Below are 22810 nucleotides of genomic sequence, written 5' to 3'. Positions count from 1 at the left end.
GCTGGAAGGCTTCGATATTTCTCAATCAAATATTATCGCGGATAAAGCCTATGGCACCGCGAAACTTCGCCAGTATATTGAAGATAAAGCAGGCGTCTATACCATTCCGCCAAAGGAAAATACCAAAGACAAGTGGACCTGTGATTACCACGTTTATTGTGAGCGCCATTTGATTGAGAACTTCTTCAATCAGTTGAAGAACTTTCGTAGGATTGCAACGCGTTATGATAAGCTCGCTCATGTTTATCTGGCTACGGTCTACATTGCCTCAATTTGCATCTTACTTAAGTAGTTTTAAGACGGACCCTAGTTGGATTCTTATTCGTCAGCACGTGTGCGTCTTATGCCGACTTCCGGGGCCGGGTGACAATTACTGGAACGCAGCCGATGTCGATTTGAGCTAACGCCCAAGCCGCTTCATCTCAAATACGAATCTTATTCTAAGCACGTTTACGCTAACTCAAACTTTTTACAGCGGGCCTAAGCTGGCAGCTTTGAACTAAGAAACCAGCATGTTTTAATCCTAATTCATGATAAATGAACAGGTGTAATCTGTAAGGCAATTACCAGAAAGGAGGCGGCTATGATGGCGGGGAAGCGGCGAAAATCGCGCCGGAAGCAACGGACAAAGACACAATTATTTGTGAAGAAGGGCCGCCTTCAGTGGGTCAATATCTTATTAGTGTTGGCGGCGATGGTGGGGATGGTTTGGTATATTCAGCATAATTGGGCGGTTAAGTCGCGGGTTACGGCGACAGCACCTACAACAACGCATGCGGCATTTATTAAAAAGCTAGTACCAGCTGCGCAACAGCTTGATCAGCAATACCACGTGCTGGCTAGTATCACGCTAAGTCAGGCGATTTTGGAATCGGATTGGGGACAAAGTACCAATGCGACGGAGAATAATAATTTATTTGGGGTTAAGTCCACGTCGGGACGGCTCATGACGACGCAGGAGTATTATGACGGGGCCTATCATACGGTCAAACGGCGCTTCGCCGTTTATGATAGCTGGCACGCTTCGCTGGTCGATCATGCCAAGAAATTGGCGTACGGAACGACTTGGGATTCTCAGCACTACGCTGAGGTGATTAAGGCAACTGATTATCAGACAGCTGCGCAAGCATTGCAGACGGCTGGATATGCGACTGATCCAAGTTATGCACAAAAATTAATTAATATTATTCAAAAATATGACTTACAACGGTATGATAGAAAGTAATGAAATTGATAGCAGTATTTCAATGTCGCTTATAATTCTAGGAGGGTACTATGCGAGAACTTGAAGAACGCATTTTGAAAGATGGCCGGGTACTTCCCGGTGAAGTATTGAAAGTGGACGGCTTTTTGAATCACCAAGTTGATCCCGACCTGATGTTTGCCATGGGAACGGAATTTGCCCACTTGTTTCAAGATGCGGGTGTAACGAAAATCTTGACGGTTGAATCATCAGGAATTGCGCCGGCAGTCATGGCGGGGTTAGCAATGCACGTGCCCGTTGTGTTCGCGCGTAAGCACAAATCAGTCACGTTAATTGATGATTTATATACAGCCGAAGTTTATTCTTACACGAAGAAGACGTCTAACCACATCTCGATTGCCAAGAAGTTCTTACAGGCGGATGACCAAGTCTTGTTAATTGACGACTTTTTGGCCAATGGTCAGGCGGTTCAAGGGATGTTTGAAATCTGTGATAAAGCGCACGTAAAAATTGCGGGTGTCGGTATTGTGATTGAAAAAGTCTTCCAAACGGGTCATCAACTGATTGCTGATCGGGGTGTCCGTTTAGAATCACTAGCACAGATTACGTCATTTGATGGTGACCGGGTGCACTTTGCATCGGAGGACACCCAGGCTTAAGTTAAGAAAGCGGGGGATTGTGATGCACATTGACATGGGGATGCTAGTCCTTATTTTCATCATCAACTTTGCTTACATTACGTTAAACACCGTACGTTTTTTGCTTGTAATGCGGGGTTATCGGTATTTTGCAGCTTTTGCAAGTGTCATTGAGATTACGATTTATGTGCTAGGATTATCATTGGTCTTAAATCGTCTCAATAATCCGATCAATTTAGTCGTATACGCGTTAGGTTACGGTGTCGGGGTGTATGTTGGGATGGTAATTGAAGATCGATTAGCGTTAGGGTATACAATGATTTCAGTCATTTTACCTGATCCCAAGTCGTCGTTACCGGGAGTGCTCCGTGAAAATGGCTTTGGGGTCACACAACACGCTGCTTATGGTCTAGAAGGTGAGCGGCTAGAACTGGAAATTCTGGCCCCACGGAAGAACGAACGGCGGCTGTATGGCCTGATTAAAGACGCGGCGCCCAATGCGTTTGTGATCGCGTATGAACCACGCTACATCTCCGGTGGCTTTTGGCTCAAGCGAGTTAAGCGACGCAATGCTCGCCGAAAAAAGCAGTGATAAACTTGCAACTGTGCGTGTCAGCAAGTATGATTGTTACAGGATAATGAGCGTTAAAATAATTCAATAATCAGATTATAATTATTTAAAGCATAGGAAAGTAGGGACTGAAGTGGACAACTCGATTTTAAACCCAGGTGGTACGCTTGGCATTATTGGAAGTAGTACTAATGGTGTTGGATTAGTAATTGCCGCGCGTAATGCTGGCATCAATGTCGGGGTATACGGCGATAACGAAAATACTGAGACCATGGAACTGGCAGATTTTCGCGTTGTCGGGGCCCTCAATGATCAACAACAGTTACAGAACTTCGCAGAACGTTGTGATATGGTGACTTACGAGTCGGAAACCATTGATGCGTCGGTCATTAATTTTTTGGCGGCCCATACCCGGGTTCCACAAGGCGCCGATGCGCTTGAGATTACACAGGACCGCTCTTTGGAACGGGCGTTTTTCAGCCAACTTAACTTGAATGTAGCACCGTCAGCGACAATTGTCAGTTTGGATGATGTCTATCAATCGATCGGGTCAATTGGATATCCTAGTATTTTGAAGCCGATTCAAAAGGGCTTGGGTCAAAATCGGCAACTGGTCATTAAGACGCAGACGGATATTGTCAAGGCGGCTGATCTGTTGGATTGGGGCACATACTTGTTAGAGTCATTGATTCCATATGATAAGGAACTCTCCGTTTTTGGTGCTAAGAGTGGTGATACGACAGCTTTCTTCCCAACCGTTGAAAACCGGTATCGTAATCATGAGCTAGTTGCCTCGATTGTGCCAGCTCAAATTGATTCAGCTGTGAATGACGAAATGCTGCGGATCACAAAGGAAATTAGTGATAACTTGAGTTATACGGGTGTCTTTGAAGTTGCCTTCTTCTTAACGAAGAGTGGTAATTTATACGTGAAGCGGATTGTCCCTGCGATGCATCAGGCGGGTTATGTCTTCGAACGTGCTACGAATATTAGTATGGCAGAACAACACTTGCGAGCAATTGCGGGACTGCCGTTAATGCCAGTCAAGCAGTTGATGCCCGTGGTTGCTGCTTACTTTACACCGGCCCAGGAGAGTGGCATTCGGACGCAGTGGCAGATTAAGACGAACTGGTTCTTTAATTTCTATCACCGGACGTTGTTACAAGCGCACCGGGCACCAGTCGCTGGCCACGTGCTAGTCGAAGCACCAAGTGTTAAAGAAGCACTCGAACAGATCGAAGACACAAGTATTTGGCAGTTTGGGCAAACGACGCCGGCTGATAATGAACCTGAAGCTGAGTAGTGTATGATCAGAACCTAGTTTTACGGATTGTTACGGTTAAACTAATCGTACTGTTCGCACCGGGTGACCAGCTATTATGGGTAACCGTCGTGAATAAATAAAGTTCGAAATCCAATTCATTTTGTGAATTGGATTTTTTTAGCGGTTGGGGAGAAGCCAGCCAAATGGCGAGATACGGTTATCTGAGGGGGAATCGTTGAGATTGGCGTGGCGGGTATTTTGGTTAGAAATTGAGGGAGTCTCAAAATTACTTAAAGTTACGCAATATTGCCGTCAATTCGTTTCCCGTGAATAGTAGAAGTTGTAAAATTAACATAGGTGTCACTGACAATGGAAAAACCGCGATTTTTGTATGAGATGCTGACCTTAAAGTACAGCAATCACGGCCAAAATTTGCTATAATGTTTGGTGACTGATTTTTAGAAAGGGTGGCGAACAGCGTGTCGAAAGAAAGCCTATTGGCAGGAATGAATGACAAGCAGCAAGAAGCCGTTTTAGACACAGAAGGACCGCTACTAATTATGGCCGGTGCGGGCTCGGGGAAGACCCGTGTATTGACGCACCGGGTAGCTTATTTAATTGAAGAGCAAGGGGTCAACCCCTGGAATGTTTTAGCGATTACGTTTACGAACAAGGCCGCACGCGAAATGCGTGAACGGGTTGGTAAGCTGTTAGGTGAATCGGCGCAGGAGGTCTGGGTCTCAACGTTCCATGCCCTGTGTGTCCGAATTTTACGACGTGACATTGAACAAATCGGGTATAACCGAGCGTTCACAATCGCCGGCACTAGCGAGCAACGGACCTTAGTCAAACGAATCTTGACGGAACAAAATATCGATTCGAAAAAATTTGATCCACGGTCAATCTTATCCGCAATTTCAAATGCGAAAAATGACTTACAAACGCCGGAGATGTATAAAGAATCGGCTGCCAGTCCCTTTGAGAGTGTCGTGGCAGACGTTTATTTGCAATACCAACGTGAATTAGCGGCTGATCAAGCCGTTGACTTTGATGATCTGATCATGCTGACGATTCAATTATTCAAGCAGAATCCTGAAACGCTGGCGTGGTACCAAAACAAATTCCATTATATTCACGTGGATGAATATCAAGATACTAATAACGCACAGTATACGTTAGTCAACTTGTTAGCTGACAAATATAAAAATTTATGTGTAGTTGGGGATGCGGATCAATCCATCTATGGTTGGCGGGGTGCCAACATGGAAAATATTCTCGATTTCGAAAAGGATTATCCGCAAGCTGACACGGTGATGTTGGAGCAAAACTATCGTTCGACCAAGACAATTTTGTCGGCGGCTAATGCAGTTATTAACAATAATTCAACGCGGCGGCCGAAAAAATTATGGACTGAGAATGAACCGGGTGACAAGATTTCTTATTATCGTGGTCAGAGTGAAAGTGATGAAACTCACTTTGTCATTGCCAAGATTCAAGAAAGCATGCAGCAGGACAAAATGGACTACGGCGATTTTGCAATCCTTTATCGGACGAACGCACAATCCCGGGTAATGGAAGAGTCACTCGTTAAGGCGAACATCCCCTATACAATGGTCGGTGGTAATAAGTTCTATGACCGTAAAGAAATTCGGGACGTCTTATCCTACTTGACTTTGGCAGTGAACGATCAAGATTCAATGAACTTTGAACGGGTCGTTAATGAACCTAAGCGCGGCATTGGTCAAACGAGTGTTGAAAAATTGCGGTTGTTCGCGGATGAAGCGGGTTATTCCATGTTGGAAGCAGCTAGCAATGTTGATATGGCTAATGGCATTTCAGCACGAGCGAAGGGTGCTTTAGCGAAGTTTGCAGCGACGATGAATGAATTGCGCGCTATGCGGGAATACTTATCCGTGACGGATTTAACACAAGAGATTCTTGACCGCACGGGTTACATGAAGGCGTTGAAAGATGCTAAGGCAACGAAATCGTTAGAGGCACAAGTCCGTATCGAAAACATTGAAGAATTCTTGTCTGTCACCAAACAATTCGATGATAGTTATCAACCTGAAGATGAAGATAGTGACAAATTCGTGGACTTCTTAGCGGATTTAGCACTGGTTTCGGATGTGGATAACGTTGAGGAAGAACCCCAAGCCGTGACGCTGATGACGTTACATGCAGCGAAGGGGCTAGAATTTCCGGTTGTTTTCTTGATTGGGATGGAAGAAGGTATCTTCCCACTGTCCCGGGCAATGATGGATGAAGACGAGCTGGAAGAAGAACGGCGGTTAGCATACGTTGGGATTACGCGGGCTGAGAAGAAGCTGTACTTGACCAATGCATACTCACGGATGCTTTACGGTCGGCGGCAGAATAATCCGGCTTCCCGGTTCGTTGAAGAAATCGAACCAGAATTACTCAAAAATGAAAATACGTTGGATGGTGCAAGTAGCACTGGTCCTAAAGTTCCATTTGGTGCGGATCGTGAACGGCGTGCTTTTACACCTTCATATAAAAAGAATCCAGTGGGGACGCGGGCCACGGTCAAGAAGGCTAGTGGCACGGGTGCTGACAAGAATAGTTGGTCGATCGGTGATAAAGTCAAGCATCGTAAGTGGGGAACCGGAACGGTCGTGAAGGTCTCCGGTGCTGGTGAAGATGCTGAACTAGACATTGCTTTCAAATCTGAAGGAATCAAGCGGTTATTAGCCGCATTTGCACCGATCCAAAAAGTACAGGACTAGTTAGGAGGACTGGCTGATGGCGGACAAATCCAACACAATGACGGTCGAGCAGGCGGCTGATGAAGCGGCTGCTTTACGGCAAACGTTAAATGAATGGCGTCGGCAGTACTATGACGAAGATGCGCCGAACGTTGAAGATAGTGTGTATGATCAAAAGTATGAACGGTTGGTCGAACTCGAACAAACTTTTCCACAGCTCGTTACACCGGATTCACCGACGCAATTAGTTGGTGGAACGGTTAAAGCAGGCTTTGATAAAGTGACCCATGAGATTCCGATGTTGTCATTGGGCGACGTCTTTTCACAAGCTGAGTTACAAGAGTTTGTTGATCGCTTGGAACAAAACGTTGGTCATCCAGTCGATTACAATTGTGAGTTAAAAATTGATGGTTTAGCGCTGTCGTTACGTTATGAAGATGGGGTACTCGTTCAAGGTTCCACGCGGGGTAACGGTACGGTGGGCGAAGATATTACGGCTAATATTAAGACAATTCAGTCGATTCCACAACGGCTGACTCGACCACTGACGATCGATGTACGTGGGGAATGTTACATGCCTAAGGCGGCGTTTGCTGCCTTGAATGAACGCCGAGAAGCAGCGGGAGAACCAGTCTTTGCGAATCCACGCAATGCTGCGGCCGGTACGTTACGGCAGCTAGATTCACGAGTCGTGGCGGAACGACAGCTCAGCACGTTTATGTATAACATTGCCGACTACGAACCGTTAACCGCCCGTACGCAGAGTGACATGTTAACGGAGTTCGCAGATCTTGGTTTTGCCATCAATCCTGACTTTAAGGTGGCCCATTCGATGGCCGATGTCTTTAGTTACATTGACCATTATCAAAATGAACGGCCAGAATTAGCATATGGCATTGATGGCATCGTGATCAAAGCTAACCCGTTACCGCTGCAACGCTCACTAGGAGCGACAGTCAAGGTGCCACGATGGGCGATTGCCTTTAAGTTTCCACCTGATGAGCAGCCGACCCTTTTAAAGGATGTTGAATGGACCGTTGGCCGTACAGGAGTCGTTACGCCAACTGCGGTTATGGAACCCGTTCAACTAGCTGGGACGACGGTTGCGCGGGCTTCGTTACACAATCCCGATTACATGGCGGCCAAAGATGTCCGCATCGGTGATACGGTCTTGCTACACAAGGCTGGCGATATTATTCCGGAAATTTCATCGGTTGACTTAGCCAAACGACCCAAGGATGCACAACCATTAGTTATTCCAACCACGTGTCCGTCTTGTGGGGCGCCGCTGGTTCATTTGGAAGACGAAGTGGCTTTACGGTGTATTAACCCGAAATGTCCAGCACAAGTCCAAGAAGGGCTGGTTCATTTTGCCTCTCGCAATGCCATGAATATCGATGGCTTGGGACCACGAATCATTGCGCAACTCTATGCAAATCGGCTGGTTAGTGACGTTGCCGATTTGTACCGATTAACCAAGGCACAACTGTTAACATTAGATAAAATAAAAGATAAATCTGCTGAAAAGCTCTTGACAGCAATTGACCGTAGCCGTGATAATTCACTTGAACGGTTATTGTTCGGTCTTGGTATTCGGCACGTTGGTGCTAAAGTGGCGCGGTTAATCGCGCAGCATTTTGGGACGATTGAGGCGTTGATGGCAGCTAGCCAAGAAGAGATTGCGGCGATCGACTCGATGGGCGATGTGATTGCGAACGCAGTGGTTCAATATTTTGAGAGCGACGAAGTTCATACACTCATCCGCGAATTGCAAGCAGTCAACGTGAATACCACTTATCAAGGCCCTAGTGCCACCGTGGCAGAAGATAGTAACAGTTGGTTTGCAGGCAAGCGGGTCGTGTTAACTGGTAAGCTGGAAAGCTTTACGAGGCCAGATGCGACTCAATGGCTACAAGCTCACGGCGCCACGGTTACGGGAAGCGTCTCTAAAAAGACGGATCTCGTGATTGCAGGTAGCGATGCCGGAAGCAAGTTGCAAAAAGCACAGCAGCTGGACATTACTGTATGGGATGAAGCCCGGTTCAGCGAAACAATGAGGGAGGATGCACAAGCGTGAATGTTAAACGCATACGCACGATTGGCTTAGTGGCAGTAGCTGCCATTGTTCTAGCCGCCTGCGGTAATTTAAAGAATTCGTCCTTTGGGTCGACTAGTAGTAGCACCACAACGACCGGAACGAAAACAACGACCACCACTGGAACTGCTGATAGTGAGTTCTATCAAGGCGTCATCAAAAATGGCCGTTATCGGACGAGTAAGTCGCGAGGCGTGGTCGTTTCGCAAAATGATAACGTCATGAACTTGAAGAGCTTCGAAAGTGGCTTATTGGACGTGTCTAAAAAGGTCTTTCCAACGAGTAAGTATGTCTTTCAAGAAGGGCAGTATTTGAGCTCATCGACAGTTGAAAATTGGCTCGGACGGAAATCAAGCAGCAATTCGGAGGGCTTGAACCCAGAGAATAACGGTAAGAAAGATCCGAATACTCGGAATCCGATTTACTTACAACAGCTTGAAGAACAGGATTATATGGTTCAAAATGGTAGTAAGTTATCGCTTGGCGGGGTCACGATTGGCTTGGGAATGAACTCGGTCGATTATTATACTAAGGTCGAATATGGGGCAACATACGAAACGGACATCTCAACGACTGAGTTAACGGCGCAAGGTAAGAAGATGGCGAATACTGTCTTACAACGGTTGCGGCAACGCTCAGCTTTGAAGAATGTGCCGATTGTCTTGGCACTCTATAAGCAGTCTTCGAATGATAGTTTAGTTGGGGGCGACATGATTGCCTACGCGGTCTCTAAGAACGGCTCCACTTCGATCTCAAACTGGACGTCGTTGAATTGGAAGAATTATGTCTTCCCAGCGACCTCTGAGTCAAAGAACTCAGGTGCGAATAGTAATGATGAGTCGGACTTTAGTCAGTTTAAGTCCCACGTGCAGAATTTCTTCCCGAACTTGTCTGGCGTAACGGCGAATGCTCATTACAAGGACAAATCGTTGAGTAAATTAAGTGTCAACATCACGACTAAGTTCTACAGCGAAACGGAAATCATCAGTTTCACGCAGTACTTAGCAACGGCTGCTAAACGGTACTTGCCATCTGGTGTACCGGTTGAAATTACGGTTAAGAGTGCCAATGGTGACATTCAAAGCTTCTTAGCCAGAACGGCGAAGGGTAGTTCGTATTACACCCATGTCTTTAGTGACCAGGGCGACGATTAAACAATAATATTGAGTAAGATTTGAGAAAGAAGGAAATCTGATGGCTGAAGAACGAATTAATGCCGAACAAGTGCAACACGTGGCGAGCTTAGCCAAATTGGAGTTTACACCAGACCAATTAGCGATGTTCACACCGCAACTAGAAAAAATTATCGGCATGTTCGAAGAATTAAGCACAGTTGATACCACGGGTGTACCCGTTACGTCACGGATGAGTGATCATACGAATACGCTACGTGAAGACGTGGCAGTTAAGAGTGATGAAGCACTCCGGGAAGCATTGCTGAAGAATGCCCCAGAAACGGCCAATGGCTTGATCAAAGTGCCAGCAATTATTGATGAAAGTGGGGACGGTGAATAATGACTTATTTCGACCAAGATCTAACTAGTCTACACGCTGACTTGGTAGCCAAGAAGATCAGTGCCACGGAACTAGCGAAGGCCACTTTTGCGAATATGAATCAGGTTGACTCTAAGCTAGGGGCGTTCTTGAATTTAAATGAAGAACAGGCCTTACAACAGGCGGCTGCTTTGGATCAGAATGGCATCGACGCGAACAACGTTTTTGCTGGGATTCCGATGGCAGTCAAGGATAATATTGTGACGAAGGGCCTAACGACGACGGCGGCTTCTAAAATGTTGGAAAACTTCGTGCCGGTCTATAATGCCACGGTGGTTGACAAACTATTAGCAAGCAACGCGTTGATCGTTGGTAAGACCAACATGGATGAATTTGCCATGGGAGGGTCAACTGAAACGTCGGCGTTCCATGTCACTCGTAATCCTTGGGACATCAGCCGGGTGCCCGGTGGGTCTTCAGGTGGCTCAGCTGTCGCAGTGGCTTCTGGACAAGTGCCAGTTGCATTAGGTTCTGATACGGGTGGTTCGATTCGGCAACCATCATCATTTAACGGAATTGTCGGTATGAAACCAACGTACGGTCGGGTCTCACGCTGGGGGCTGATTGCCTTTGGATCTTCATTAGATCAAATTGGCCCAATGACACGGACAGTCAAGGATAACGCGGCCGCTTTGAATATGATTGCAGGTAACGATGTGCATGATACCACGTCATCCAAACAAACTGTACCAGACTTTACGGCTGGTTTGACGGGTGATATCAAGGGTATGAAGATTGGGTTACCAAAAGAATACATGGGCGACGGGATCGATCCTAAAGTTCGTGAAGTCATTCAACAAGCAGTCAAGCAGTTTGAAGACTTAGGTGCTACGGTTGAAGAAGTCTCCTTACCAAACAGTCGCTACGGTGTGGCTGCTTATTACATCATTGCGTCTTCAGAAGCTTCTTCAAACTTACAACGGTTTGACGGGATTCGTTATGGTTTCCGGGCTGACGATGTTAAGAATTTGGAAGATGTCTATGTCCGTAGTCGTTCCGAGGGCTTCGGTGATGAAGTTAAGCGCCGGATTATGTTAGGGACCTTCTCCTTGTCAGCTGGTTATTACGATGCGTACTTCCACAAAGCTGGTCAAGTTCGGACGATGATTATCAATGACTTTAATAAGGTCTTTGAAGATTACGATTTGATTATGGGACCAGTTGCACCAACACCGGCCTTTAAGTTGGGTGACGAATTATCTGATCCAATTACGATGTATATGAACGATGTCTTGACGATTCCAGTCAACTTGGCTGGGTTACCAGGAATGTCAGTACCAGCTGGGTTTGCAGACGGGTTACCAGTTGGCTTGCAATTAATTGGTAAGGCGTTTGATGAAAGCACAATGTATCGAGCGGGCTATGCCTTTGAACAAGCAACGCAAGTTTACAAGCAAACCCCGAAAGTCGGAGGTGCTAACTAATGAATTTTGTAACCACGATTGGTTTGGAAGTCCACGTTGAATTAAAAACGAACTCAAAAATCTTTAGTCCTTCACCCGTGCAATTTGGTTCCGAACCAAATGCCAACACGAACGTGATCGACTGGGGGTATCCGGGGGTATTGCCAACGCCTAACAAGGGCGTGGTCGAAGCTGGGATTAAAGCAGCAACGGCTTTACATGCTGAAATCGAACATCACACGTACTTTGACCGGAAGAACTATTTTTACCCGGATAACCCGAAGGCCTACCAAATTACGCAACATGAAAAACCAATTGCGCATGATGGTTGGATTGAAATCGAAGTTGATGGTAAAAAGAAAAAAATCGGTATCGAAGAGATGCATATTGAAGAAGATGCCGGGAAAAACACCCATGAAAACGACTATTCCTATGTCGATTTGAACCGGCAAGGGACGCCGCTAATTGAAATTGTTTCTAAGCCTGACATTGCCTCCCCAGAAGAAGCTTATGCTTACTGTGAAGCGTTGCGGCAACGGATCCAATTTACGGGCGTTTCGGACGTTAAGATGGAAGAAGGTTCAATGCGGGTCGATGTTAACATTTCAATTCGGCCGGCCGGTTCCGACAAGTATGGTGTGAAGACCGAAATGAAGAACTTGAACTCCTTCAACTACGTGCGCAAGTCGTTAGAATATGAAGAGCAACGCCAACAACAAGTTCTCATGGCGGGTGGCAAGATCCAACAAGAAACGCGGCGTTTTGATGAAACAACGGGCCAAACGATTTTGATGCGGGTCAAGGAAGGTAGCGATGATTACCGTTACTTCCCAGAACCTGATATTCCAGCAGTCGATATCGATGATGACTGGATTGCATCCGTTAAGAAGACCATTCCAGAAATGCCTGGTTCGCGGCGTGAACGTTACATCAATGAATTTGGTTTAACTGCTTATGATGCGGGTGTGTTGACCCAAACTAAGGAAATGTCTGACTTCTTTGATGCAACCGTTGCTGAAGGTGCGGATCCTAAATTAGCTTCAAACTACTTGCAAGGGGACGTTAACGCGTACTTGAACGAGCATAAAGTTGATTTGTTAGCGACTGACTTAACGCCAACTAACTTAGCTGGGATGATCAAGATGATTTCAGATGAAACCATCTCAAGTAAGATTGCTAAGAAGGTCTTTAAGGCCATTATGGCGGGCTCAGAACCTGTCCAATGGGTCAACGACAAGGGCTTAGTCCAATTGTCTGATCCGGCGAAGTTACAACCAATCGTTGACGACGTATTGGATAATAATCAACAATCAATTGATGACTTTAAGAACGGTAAAGACCGGGCCGTTGGGTTCCTCGTGGGTCAAATCATGAAGAAGACACGTGGTCAAGCTAACCCGAAAGTCGTCAACCAACTATTAATGACATCATTAAAAGCACGGTAGAAGCGTTGGTCGATAAGGTGTTGAGCCTCGATTGATGCATGTCCAGCGTTGGGGTAGAGATGAGACGCTGAACGCTTGACCGTGTGAGCGGAGGAATAGGAAACATGCGTAAACGGGCACGACTTATTTATAACCCGACTTCTGGACGTGAGGCATTGGCCCACGATTTAGTTGAAATTCTTGGTATCTTTGAACAAGCTGGTTATGAGACCAGTGCGTTCGCAACGACGCCCGCCCCTAATTCGGCGGCCGATGAAGCGCGACGTTGTGCCAAGGACGGGTTTGAACTGATTGTAGCAGCTGGTGGTGATGGGACCATCAATCAAGTAGTAAACGGGTTAGCCGGGTTAAAGCGGCGACCTAAGATGGCTATTATTCCGGCGGGTACGACCAACGATTATGCCCGGGCACTGCGGATTCCGCGCAATGATCCGGTTGCGGCGGCCAAGGTAGTCCTAAAGAACCAGACGGTTAAGATGGATATCGGTCAGGCTGGTGAACAGTATTTCATTAACATTGCGGCTGGGGGCATGTTAACGGAGCTGACCTATGACGTACCATCACAATTGAAGTCGATTTTTGGGTACGCGGCATACTTAGCCAAGGGTGCTGAGTTATTACCACGAGTAAAACCAGTTGAGATGGATTTGAAATATGATGGTGGTCATTATCAGGGCAAGGCTTCGATGTTTTTCTTAGCGCTGACTAATTCAGTTGGTGGCTTTGAGCAGTTAGTGCCGGACGCGTCATTAGATGATGGTAAATTTACCATGATTATTGTGAAGACGAGCAACCTTGCCAAAATGCTTCACTTAATGACATTAGTGCTCAATGGTGGCAAGCATATCAATGATCCAAGCATTATTTATGTGAAGACGAGCAAGGTCGTCGCCAAACCAGCTGATAAGGATCGCTTAATGATCAACTTGGATGGGGAGTACGGTGGTGATGCACCGATGACGTTCCGGAATTTGAAGCAACATATCGAAATGTTTGCCGATACGGATCGGATCCCCGATGAGGCAATCACGGATACGGATCCAGAGTTGGAAGACGCTGAGCGACACTTTGTCTCAGCCGTTGATCAGTTGCCAGCTGCAACTGAGGACGACGAAAAAACAGAATAACTTGCTTAAATTACCGTTTACCGATACAATGGTGGACGGTAATTTTTTTAAAAGTGTTACCGTCACAGGGACATGATTGAGCATTGCCTAACGATTTAATCGTTTGTCGGTTTAGCAATGATTTGTCAGTGGTGCAAAGCATGAGACAGCTCAAATTCGCGCGTTTTGACACTCACAGTAAACAACTTGAATAGCATGTTTAATCAGTAAATGTTAACGACACTGCCAAGTGTGGCAGTATTAATGGCCATATCACTCGCTGCCCGGAGCAGTGGCTACCAGGCAGTAACTAAAAAATAATAAGTCACTAACAAAGAAAGCAAGAGGAAACAAATGAAAGTTAATTTACCAGTGCACAAGGGTGAAGTTTTAGACGTCACTATCATGGATTTAACCTATCAGGGTATGGGTGTTGCTAAAGTCGATAATTACCCAATCTTTATCGAAAATGCATTGCCAGAAGAAAAAATTACGGTCAAGGTCACGAAGACGACGAAGAACTTTGCGTTTGGTGATGTGGAAAAGATTAACCAAGTGAGTCCTCACCGGGTTAATCCTAAAGGGCGCGTTTATCGTCAAACCGGGATTGCACCACTACAACACTTGGAATACAGTGAACAATTGAAGTTTAAACAGCACCAGGTGGCCGAATTATTTGCAAAGGTCCACATGGATGATGTCGAAGTCTTACCAACAATTGGTATGGTCAACCCGACGCAGTATCGGAACAAGGCCCAAGTACCCGTACGACAAGTCCAAGGACAACTAACGACTGGTTTTTACAAGAAGAACAGTCATCAATTGATGCCAATTGAAGATTATTATATTCAAGATCCTGCAATTGATAAGGCTATCGTGGTAGTTCGCGATATTTTACGGAAATATCACGAGGCAGCCTACGATGAATTCCATCATAGTGGGACGATTCGGACGATCATGGTACGGCGTGGGTATTACAGTCATGAGATGATGGTTGTTATTGTGACGCGAACGAAACACTTACCAATGGCTGACGTGGTCACACAAGAGATTCAAGCAGCGTTACCTGAAGTTGTCAGTGTGATTCAAAACGTTAATTCTAAGAAGACTAACGTGATCTTAGGGCCAGTTAACAACGTGTTAGCTGGTAAGGCCACTATCGATGATCAGTTACTGGGCCTGACATTCGCCATTTCAGCCCAGTCCTTCTATCAAGTGAACCCACAACAGACCGAAAAGCTTTATCAGTTAGCCATTGATCAAGCTGGTTTGACGGGGAATGAGACGGTGATCGATGCTTATTCCGGTATCGGAACGATTTCGTTAACGATGGCCCAACATGCCAAGCAAGTGTATGGTGTTGAAATCGTGCCAGCAGCCATCGATAACGCACGGCAGAATGCGGATAAGAATGGTATTACGAACGCGACCTTTGTTTTGGATAGCGCTGAAAAAGCCATGGCTAAATGGCAAGCAGATGGCGTTAAGCCGGACGTGATCGTCGTTGATCCGCCACGTAAGGGCTTGGACGCCGACTTTATCAAGAGTGCCGGTGAAATGGAGCCTAAACGGGTGGTTTACATTAGTTGTAACCCATCAACCTTAGTTCGAGACGTCCAACGGTTTGCAGAATACGGCTACCATATTAGTGCCCCGGTCCAACCCGTGGACCAGTTCCCACAAACACCACATATTGAATCGGTAACGGTGTTAGAACGCGAACAATAAGCATTTTAAAACTGGATTATTAATGAAATTATAAAAAGTGTGTTGGGTGCCTGATTATTTGTCGGGTAACCAACACACTTTTTTACTCAGCTTGAGGGCTAACTTTGAATTAGAAGCACAAAATAACCGTTTTTAAGCGCTGATATTGATTTGAATTCGTCCGATTTTAATAGACAGATCATTTAGAATCGGCTAATAAAACAGTTTATTGATAATTATAATTATTGCTTTAAATAATTTAATAAATAATGCGCTGTAATTGCTGTAAACTAGTTCACTGGAGCTGTTTGAGTCAAATTTAGCGTATTAAATTAAATAATTGTATTTATTGGTCAAAAAACACCCACAAAAACCATCAATTGTATTACTTTTGATAAAAGTATGTATTTCATCTCGGTTTTTGACCAGTTTGGGTTATAATGATAAGCGAAATAAACCGATAAATGGGGGAGCATGATGGTAAAGAGAAGAACACTGACACAGGCAAAAGTATTAGCAACAGCTAATCAGTTAATTGAAAGCAAGGGAATTAACGGATTAACAATTCGGGATTTAGCGTTAGTTTTGGATGTGCGGCCGCAATCGATTTATAATTATGTTGATAGCTTGAGTGATTTATTAGATCAGGTTGGCCTCCAATTTGTTCAAAATGTTGCGGATCGTTTAACTGAAACAATCTCAGACGTTGACGGTGATGAGGCTTTGATGGCATTTGCTCAAGAATTCCGGGCGGCCTGCAACCAGCATCGGGGGTTGGCACCGTTATTACTTGACTTAAATGATAACCTAAGAATCCCACGGTCTCGTAAAGCAATTGTGCAGTTATACCAGGATATGTTTAAACCATTACAACTGGATGATTCGGCGCGGGTGGAGAATACCTTGTACCGTTCCACGTTGTTCGGATTCATTATCCAAGAGATTGGCGGCTTCTTTAAGATGCAGGGGACTGAACTTGATGAACGGTTCACGAAGGTTATGCAGTTAGCGATTGACCAGACACACTTACCTGCTGATAAGACGAAAAAATAATTTAAGATTCAGTGCGGCTATCTTAGCAGATAGCCGTTTTTTTATAGGTTAAATTCGCCAATATTTAGCAGTAAATGGGGCGTAATACAATAATCTTTGTTAAGGCTGAAATCAAAATCAATAATGATTTATTGAAGTAGTTTTATGATCAATCGTAATGAAAATCTTAATTCTGCATGGTAAACGCTAAATTAGGGCGTTATTTTGGCCCCAGGCTTAAAAAATCGTTTACAATAAGGTTAAAGTTAATTTTAAGGGGGCCCACCATGTCGGAACGTTATTTATCAGCAATTGAACACGGGTTAACGACTAAGCAAGTTGACCAGCGCCTGACAGCGGGTCTAAAGAATGAGCCGTTACCGCCCTTAACGCGGTCTGTTAAACAGATTTTTCGTGATAATTTGCTAACACTTTTTAACTGTATCAATGTTTTGTTAGCCGGATTAGTCTTTTTGACGGGAAGTTATAAGAACATGCTGTTCTTATTCGTGGTCATCGTCAACACGGCTATCGGTATTTTTCAGGAGATTCGTGCCAAGCGCCAGGTCGATAAGCTGGCATTATTATCGGCCACTAAGGTTCAAGTCCGCCGTAACGGTCAAACGGTGGCGATTGGTCAGGACGAAATCGTTCAGGATGATTTACTATTAGTGACTCGTGGCGAGCAGATTCCTGTGGACGGGCTCGTGCGGGCGACCGCTGGATTAGAGGTCGATGAGTCGCAGATTACTGGTGAGGCTGATCCGGTTGTTAAGGGGCCGGGTGATGAGCTGGTTTCTGGGAGTGTCATCCTTGGTGGTCACGGAATCGTGCAGGCAACGCAGGTTGGTCACGGCAGTTTTATCAAGCAGATGGCACGAGCAGCTAAGCAAAAACGGCGGACGCCAAGTCAACTGTTAACGATTATCAATCGAATTATCAAAATTTTGACTTTTACGATTATTCCACTAGGTGCTGGACTGTTCATTTCCACTATGATGCGGGGTGAAAGTCAGAACCGGGCAATCCTCGGGACGGTGGCCGCGATGGTCGGGATGATTCCGGAAGGACTGGTGCTGTTAACGTCAGTCGCTTTAGCTGCTGGGGCGTTCACTTTAGGCCGGCACCAGGTATTGGTGCGGGAGCTACCCGCCATTGAAGCACTGGCCCGGGTCGATACGTTGTGCCTCGACAAGACTGGAACGATTACTAGTGGCAAGTTAGTTTTTGAACGCGTTGAGCCGTGGAACCAGCATGATTTGACAGCAGTGGAGCACCGGTTAGCTGCGTTAGTCACTGCCATTGATGATGATAATGAAACGGCCCGGGCCATCAAGACTGCTTTTGGTCAGCCACCAGTGCAAGCGACAGAAGTTCTTCCCTTTTCTTCAAGTCGTAAGTGGAGTGGGGCTGCGTTTGATGGTCACGCTTACGTTATGGGCGCACCGGAATTTATTTTTACCACGGTACCCGGCGAGTTACAGTCTCGCATCAAAACGCTCGCGCAACAAGGTTACCGGGTATTAGTGTTAGCCGAAGTGGCTGCCTTAACGACGCCCAAACCGACTCGACCGATGACTTTGGGATTAATTCTGATCACGGATGAGTTGCGGCCACACGCTAAGACGACGTTTGGTTTTTTTGCTAATCAAGACGTCGCCCTAAAAGTTATTTCTGGTGATAATCCGGTGACGGTCGCCAGTATTGCACAACGGGCTGAGATCAAGGACGCTGATCGGCTGGTTGATATGAGTCAAGTGGGGACTACCCCCGACTATGATCAGCTAGTGACAAATTATACGGTGTTCGGTCGAGTGACGCCGCAACAAAAAGAGCAACTAATTAAAGCCTATCAGCGCAACGGCCATACCGTAGCGATGACTGGTGACGGCGTTAATGATTTGTTGGCGCTGAAACAGGCGGATTGTAGTATCGCGATGGCGAGTGGGAGTGAAGCCACGAAGAGTTTGGCTGATTTTGTCTTAATCGATTCGAACTTTGATGCGATGGTGCAAGTGCTGAACGAGGGTCGCCGCGTTATCAATAATATTGAACGGGTCGCCGCGCTCTACTTGATTAAGACGATGTATTCGGTCGCTCTGACGTTGATTTTTATCTTCATGAGCCACAGCTACCCGTTTGAGCCCATCCAATTAACACCGATTTCATCGTTGATGGTTGGTATTCCAACCTTTTTCTTGGCGTTACAGCCTGATTATACGCGAATTACCGGGCGCTTTATGAAACAGGTGATGGAGATTGCCGTTCCCGCGGCGATCTGCGTGGTCGGCTATATCATGGTCATCATGGTGTTAGGTAATAAGTTCCAGCTGAATTTCGAAACGACCGCGACGTTGAGTGTGTTGATGACCGGGATCTTTAGTTTAAATGCGTTATTGATTGCAGCCCGGCCGTTGAACCGGTTCAAAATTGGGTTAGTCGTGTTAATGGCAACACTGTTCGTCCTAGTCTTTTTGTTTGCCGGCCGAATTTTCTCATTGGTTAATCTATTAGATTGGTCGTTAGCTGTGATTTACCTACCACTGATGATCAGTGCGTATCCGGTGTTCATTGTTCTGCAAAATGGCTTAGGAAAACGCGTTCTCAGCAAGATCAATTGGCGATAATCGATCAAATTTAGGTAACGGGGCCACGCTGCAATTACGGCGTGGCCTTTTTTGGTGTAATCAGATTGCTGTCTCAGCGTAAGCCACACCGTTGTTGACCAGTCAGATTAAATTAACAATCCGATATAAGTATGGTTGATACCAGCATAGCATGTAAATTTATAACAGATTTTAATAGGCAGCAGCGTCTAAAACGGCTTATAATGAAGTTCAGTAGATTACCGGAATGGGGGCGGTATTGTGTGGCTTGATGAACAACGGTTAATTCAACGGTTAGTGCCGCGCTTGTTGTGTTTTCGGCAAACTAACTTCTATCGGATTATTCAACGGACCTTGATGTTGACGTTCCCATTCATTTTGATTGGGACGTTCAGTCAAATCATTCAACTGACCGTGTTGACGAAAACGGGGTTTATTGCCAGTATCTTTCACCTGTCAAAATGGGTCCCATACTATCGTTACTTACACTATCCGTTTGATAGTTTAACAACCTTGACGCTCAACGGTGTGGCCGTAGTAGCAGCATTTGGTGCGGCAAAATACCATGCCAAACTCAATCAGCGCGATGACCAACTAGCGGGATTGACCGCCGCGATTGCGCTATTGATCGTGGCTTATCAGTATACGAATCAAAATCAAATTGGTGTTTTTAACACTTTATTGATCGGGACTAACGGTCTAACGGGCGCATTGATTGTGGGTGGTTTGACCGGCCTGCTCTTCAAATGGTTCAGCAAGCCGGTTCCGGCACAAAGTAGTCCGCATACGGCCGATATCTTGACACGGACTTTCAGTTCACTACTTCCAATGGCCTTAATACTAGTATTGGCCGTGCTAGTGAGCCTCGCTTTGAACTGGCTGATGATTATTACGTACTCTGCTGAAAGTTGGTCGGCATTTCAAAAGTACGCAACGACTAGTCACAGTCTGTGGCTGACCTTTGGCATGGCAGTTGTGACGCTGTTGTTAGAGATTCTTGGACTAGCTGGTCCGTACCAAGAACGCTTGGTGACCAATAGTGCGACAATGACGGCCAATTTGAATTATGCACTCACACATCATTCGGCGTATCACGTGCCGTATCCGTATACGGCCAACACGTTGTATCACGCATTTGGGACGTTTGGCGGAACGGGGATGTTGCTGGCCTTAGTGATTGCCATTTATATCGGCAGCAACAATCATAACTACCACGTAGTCGCGCGGTGGAGTCTATTACCTGCGCTCTTTAATAGTAATGGACCGCTACTGACAGGCTTACCAGTTCTATATAATCCAATCTATCTAATACCATTTGTGCTTGCGCCTGTCGTAAATATGGGACTGGCGGCGCTGGCAATTGGGTTTCATTGGATTCCACCCGTGGTTTATCCGGTTCCCGTGGGTACGCCGGGACCGTTGATTGCCTTTATCGGCACTAACGGTAACGTGGTGGCACTTTTACTTGGTATCGTTGATTTGGCACTATCAGTGGTGATCTATTTGCCGTTCATGCGGTTGGCGGAAACCATTGTGCAGGCGGCGCAAGCACAGGTGGGGGGTGCTAAGCATGTATAATCGACCTAATTGGCAGCGACGGCGGCGAAGTCTGTTAGTGCTTGTATTAGGCTTACTGTTTCTGGGCTTTTTGATTCAGCCCTCATACCAGTGGACGAAAACCAACGTGGCTGCGATGGCAGGACGCCATGATTCGCAGATGTCACCAATTATTATGATTCCCGGCAGTAGTGCGACCCAGAATCGGTTTGACACCTTAGTCAAGCAACTTAATAAGGCTGATCATCGTCGGCATAGTTTAATTAAGCTGACCGTGATGACGGATGATACGATTAAAATGACGGGGTCGTTGCGTGCCCGTGATAACGAGCCAATCATCGTCGTTGGCTTTCAAAATAATCGTGACGGCTATGATAATATTAAGCATCAGGCCCGTTGGTTCTCACTGGCCTTTAAGAAGTTGGCTGCCAAGTATCAATTTAATAATTTCAAAGCAATTGGTCACTCGAATGGTGGTCTGATTTATACGTACTACTTTGAACACTATTTTAATCGCGACGATATTAAGGTCAAACGAATTATGACCATTGGCTCACCTTACAATTTCTCAGAAGCTAATTTGAATCATAAGACACAAATGTTAGCTGACTTTATTAAGTACCGCGATCGATTGCCTAAGTCAGCGACAATGTATTCGGTCGCAGGTACCGAAAACTATGATTCGGACGGTCTTGTTCCAGCGCGGAGTGTCGAGGCTGGCAAGTATATCTATCAAGGGCAAGTCAAGCATTTTACAGAGATTACGGTTACTGGTACGAATGCCCAGCACTCCGATTTACCCCAAAATGCGCAAATTGTCACGTTGATTAGAACTTACATGTTGGATAAGCCGAAACAGACTCGTAAGGGCTTAGTATCGACGGGGACTGTCGAATGAGCGGCAACGAGGTTCAGTCGTTGTGGACTGGACAGTGTTCAAGGGTTTGTGACGGTGGCACCTGTGAGGAAGTTTAGGGTGTTATTAAGAATTGTGGTAAAATTTGGTCATGGAGGTGGCCGAAATGTCCACACAATCACCAGTACATCGCAATCGGGTCCTGACTTTAATTCGGTCTTATTATCCGAATTTAAGTGTGACGGACCGCAAGATTGCTGACTATATTATTGCCGACCCAATTAAAACGGCGGCTCAGTCGATTTCAGACTTGGCTGCCGCGGTTGGCGTTTCAACGGCCACGGTTTCACGGTTTGTCAAACGGATTAGTTTTAGTAGCTTCCGTGACTTCTCACGTGAACTAACGGCGGCCGAACCGATTGAACAAACTAATGCGGAAGCTTTTCAAGATGTCGAAAAACAAACGACTTTCAAAGGAATTGCGGAATCAACATTCAATAGTATTCGTAGTTCGCTAGATCAGACAAGTCAGGTAATGACGGAAGCAGATCTCAAGCGGGCGGTGGAATTATTGCTAAATGCTCGCTCGATTGGCTTTTATGGCCTCGGGGGCTCCGCAGTCGCTGCCTTAGATGGGTATCATAAGTTTGTGCGCACCGGTATTCCGTGTGCCCATAATAGTGACTATGATATGCAACTGATGCAAGCGGCTCAGATGAATGCCAGCGACGTGGCAGTGGTTATCTCACATACCGGGCGTAATCAGCAAACACTACAAGTGCTAGCCACCCTGACTTCACAAAGTGTGCCAGTGATCGCGTTAACTAGCTTCGGTAACTCGCCCCTGGCTAAGGACAGTACCGTTGCCTTTATTTCAGTTGCAGAAGAAATTAATTATCGTTCGGAAGGGCTGACTTCGTTGATTGCCCAGATGAGTATTATCGATAGTCTCTTCTTGATGACTGCTGTTCATGGCAATATCGAAATGGCAGAAAGTCTTGGCCGGGTTCGCGAGGCCATTAGTCAAACACGAACGGAGCTTTAAA

At 45.9% G+C, this 22810-nt stretch carries 18 protein-coding genes; all 18 read left to right on the top strand.

The annotated features are described in order from the left end of the window. Positions 1–292: transposase (locus tag MMY95_RS07715; RefSeq protein ID WP_143444880.1), on the top strand; the 292-nt coding region annotated here is incomplete at its 5' end. 291 nt (positions 293–583) lie between these two features. Next, positions 584–1225 carry a glycoside hydrolase family 73 protein gene (locus tag MMY95_RS07710; RefSeq protein ID WP_104795606.1) on the top strand — a complete coding sequence of 214 codons (642 nt, stop codon included), beginning with the start codon at positions 584–586 and terminating at the stop codon, positions 1223–1225. 50 nt (positions 1226–1275) lie between these two features. Further along, complete coding sequence (locus tag MMY95_RS07705; RefSeq protein WP_003641335.1) at positions 1276–1863, top strand: xanthine phosphoribosyltransferase; 588 nt, start codon at positions 1276–1278, stop codon at positions 1861–1863. A 22-nt stretch (positions 1864–1885) separates the two neighbouring features. After that, entirely contained in the window at positions 1886–2434 is a 549-nt protein-coding gene (locus MMY95_RS07700; protein ID WP_003644127.1) for a DUF2179 domain-containing protein, read from the top strand. A 112-nt stretch (positions 2435–2546) separates the two neighbouring features. After that, entirely contained in the window at positions 2547–3716 is a 1170-nt protein-coding gene (locus MMY95_RS07695) for an ATP-grasp domain-containing protein (protein WP_003641337.1), read from the top strand. A gap of 440 nt (positions 3717–4156) precedes the next feature. After that, on the top strand, positions 4157–6424 hold the full coding sequence (pcrA, locus tag MMY95_RS07690; RefSeq protein ID WP_104795607.1) for a DNA helicase PcrA: 2268 nt from the start codon (positions 4157–4159) through the stop codon (positions 6422–6424). A 16-nt stretch (positions 6425–6440) separates the two neighbouring features. After that, entirely contained in the window at positions 6441–8480 is a 2040-nt protein-coding gene (gene ligA, locus MMY95_RS07685; protein WP_202861310.1) for an NAD-dependent DNA ligase LigA, read from the top strand. Continuing rightward, positions 8477–9652, top strand: coding sequence for a CamS family sex pheromone protein (locus MMY95_RS07680; RefSeq protein ID WP_003641340.1), 1176 nt, complete (start codon positions 8477–8479; stop codon positions 9650–9652). Before ligA ends, MMY95_RS07680 begins: the two co-directional genes overlap by 4 nt. A gap of 40 nt (positions 9653–9692) precedes the next feature. Then, the gene (gene gatC / locus MMY95_RS07675; protein WP_003641341.1) at positions 9693–10013 is read left to right on the top strand and encodes an Asp-tRNA(Asn)/Glu-tRNA(Gln) amidotransferase subunit GatC; all 321 of its coding nucleotides are present in this window, start codon (positions 9693–9695) and stop codon (positions 10011–10013) included. Next, positions 10013–11476 (top strand): Asp-tRNA(Asn)/Glu-tRNA(Gln) amidotransferase subunit GatA, encoded by a 1464-nt coding sequence (gene gatA, locus MMY95_RS07670; protein WP_104795609.1) that lies wholly within the window; start codon positions 10013–10015, stop codon positions 11474–11476. Before gatC ends, gatA begins: the two co-directional genes overlap by 1 nt. After that, entirely contained in the window at positions 11476–12900 is a 1425-nt protein-coding gene (gatB, locus tag MMY95_RS07665) for an Asp-tRNA(Asn)/Glu-tRNA(Gln) amidotransferase subunit GatB (RefSeq protein ID WP_003641343.1), read from the top strand. Before gatA ends, gatB begins: the two co-directional genes overlap by 1 nt. A 104-nt stretch (positions 12901–13004) precedes the next feature. Continuing rightward, positions 13005–14027, top strand: coding sequence for a diacylglycerol kinase (locus MMY95_RS07660; protein ID WP_003641344.1), 1023 nt, complete (start codon positions 13005–13007; stop codon positions 14025–14027). 333 nt (positions 14028–14360) lie between these two features. Next, positions 14361–15734 carry a 23S rRNA (uracil(1939)-C(5))-methyltransferase RlmD gene (gene rlmD / locus MMY95_RS07655; RefSeq protein WP_104795610.1) on the top strand — a complete coding sequence of 458 codons (1374 nt, stop codon included), beginning with the start codon at positions 14361–14363 and terminating at the stop codon, positions 15732–15734. Between the two features lie 453 nt (positions 15735–16187). Continuing rightward, the gene (locus MMY95_RS07650; RefSeq protein WP_003641346.1) at positions 16188–16766 is read left to right on the top strand and encodes a TetR/AcrR family transcriptional regulator; all 579 of its coding nucleotides are present in this window, start codon (positions 16188–16190) and stop codon (positions 16764–16766) included. A gap of 266 nt (positions 16767–17032) precedes the next feature. After that, positions 17033–19372, top strand: a complete 2340-nt coding sequence (locus tag MMY95_RS07645) for a cation-translocating P-type ATPase (RefSeq protein ID WP_202861311.1) — start codon at positions 17033–17035, stop codon at positions 19370–19372. Between the two features lie 240 nt (positions 19373–19612). After that, positions 19613–20929 (top strand): PTS transporter subunit EIIC, encoded by a 1317-nt coding sequence (locus MMY95_RS07640; RefSeq protein WP_104795612.1) that lies wholly within the window; start codon positions 19613–19615, stop codon positions 20927–20929. Continuing rightward, the gene (locus tag MMY95_RS07635) at positions 20922–21806 is read left to right on the top strand and encodes an alpha/beta hydrolase (protein ID WP_003641349.1); all 885 of its coding nucleotides are present in this window, start codon (positions 20922–20924) and stop codon (positions 21804–21806) included. Before MMY95_RS07640 ends, MMY95_RS07635 begins: the two co-directional genes overlap by 8 nt. A gap of 124 nt (positions 21807–21930) precedes the next feature. Beyond that, positions 21931–22809 carry a MurR/RpiR family transcriptional regulator gene (locus MMY95_RS07630; RefSeq protein ID WP_003644133.1) on the top strand — a complete coding sequence of 293 codons (879 nt, stop codon included), beginning with the start codon at positions 21931–21933 and terminating at the stop codon, positions 22807–22809. The last annotated feature ends 1 nt before the right edge of the window (position 22810 follow it).

This window comes from Lactiplantibacillus sp. ME-2, assembly GCF_022549155.1.
GTDB lineage: Bacteria > Bacillota > Bacilli > Lactobacillales > Lactobacillaceae > Lactiplantibacillus > Lactiplantibacillus plantarum.
Note: the sequence above shows the minus strand (reverse complement) of the source record. Positions and strands in the feature narration are given on the sequence as shown.

Bases quoted from the DNA above. Each gene is read 5' to 3' on its own strand.
- MMY95_RS07710 (WP_104795606.1), top strand. From the start codon at position 584: ATGATGGCGGGGAAGCGGCGAAAATCGCGCCGGAAGCAACGGACAAAG.
- MMY95_RS07705 (WP_003641335.1), top strand. From the start codon at position 1,276: ATGCGAGAACTTGAAGAACGCATTTTGAAAGATGGCCGGGTACTTCCC.
- MMY95_RS07700 (WP_003644127.1), top strand. From the start codon at position 1,886: ATGCACATTGACATGGGGATGCTAGTCCTTATTTTCATCATCAACTTT.
- ligA (WP_202861310.1), top strand. From the start codon at position 6,441: ATGGCGGACAAATCCAACACAATGACGGTCGAGCAGGCGGCTGATGAA.
- gatC (WP_003641341.1), top strand. From the start codon at position 9,693: ATGGCTGAAGAACGAATTAATGCCGAACAAGTGCAACACGTGGCGAGC.
- gatA (WP_104795609.1), top strand. From the start codon at position 10,013: ATGACTTATTTCGACCAAGATCTAACTAGTCTACACGCTGACTTGGTA.
- gatB (WP_003641343.1), top strand. From the start codon at position 11,476: ATGAATTTTGTAACCACGATTGGTTTGGAAGTCCACGTTGAATTAAAA.
- MMY95_RS07660 (WP_003641344.1), top strand. From the start codon at position 13,005: ATGCGTAAACGGGCACGACTTATTTATAACCCGACTTCTGGACGTGAG.
- rlmD (WP_104795610.1), top strand. From the start codon at position 14,361: ATGAAAGTTAATTTACCAGTGCACAAGGGTGAAGTTTTAGACGTCACT.
- MMY95_RS07650 (WP_003641346.1), top strand. From the start codon at position 16,188: ATGATGGTAAAGAGAAGAACACTGACACAGGCAAAAGTATTAGCAACA.
- MMY95_RS07645 (WP_202861311.1), top strand. From the start codon at position 17,033: ATGTCGGAACGTTATTTATCAGCAATTGAACACGGGTTAACGACTAAG.
- MMY95_RS07635 (WP_003641349.1), top strand. From the start codon at position 20,922: ATGTATAATCGACCTAATTGGCAGCGACGGCGGCGAAGTCTGTTAGTG.
- MMY95_RS07630 (WP_003644133.1), top strand. From the start codon at position 21,931: ATGTCCACACAATCACCAGTACATCGCAATCGGGTCCTGACTTTAATT.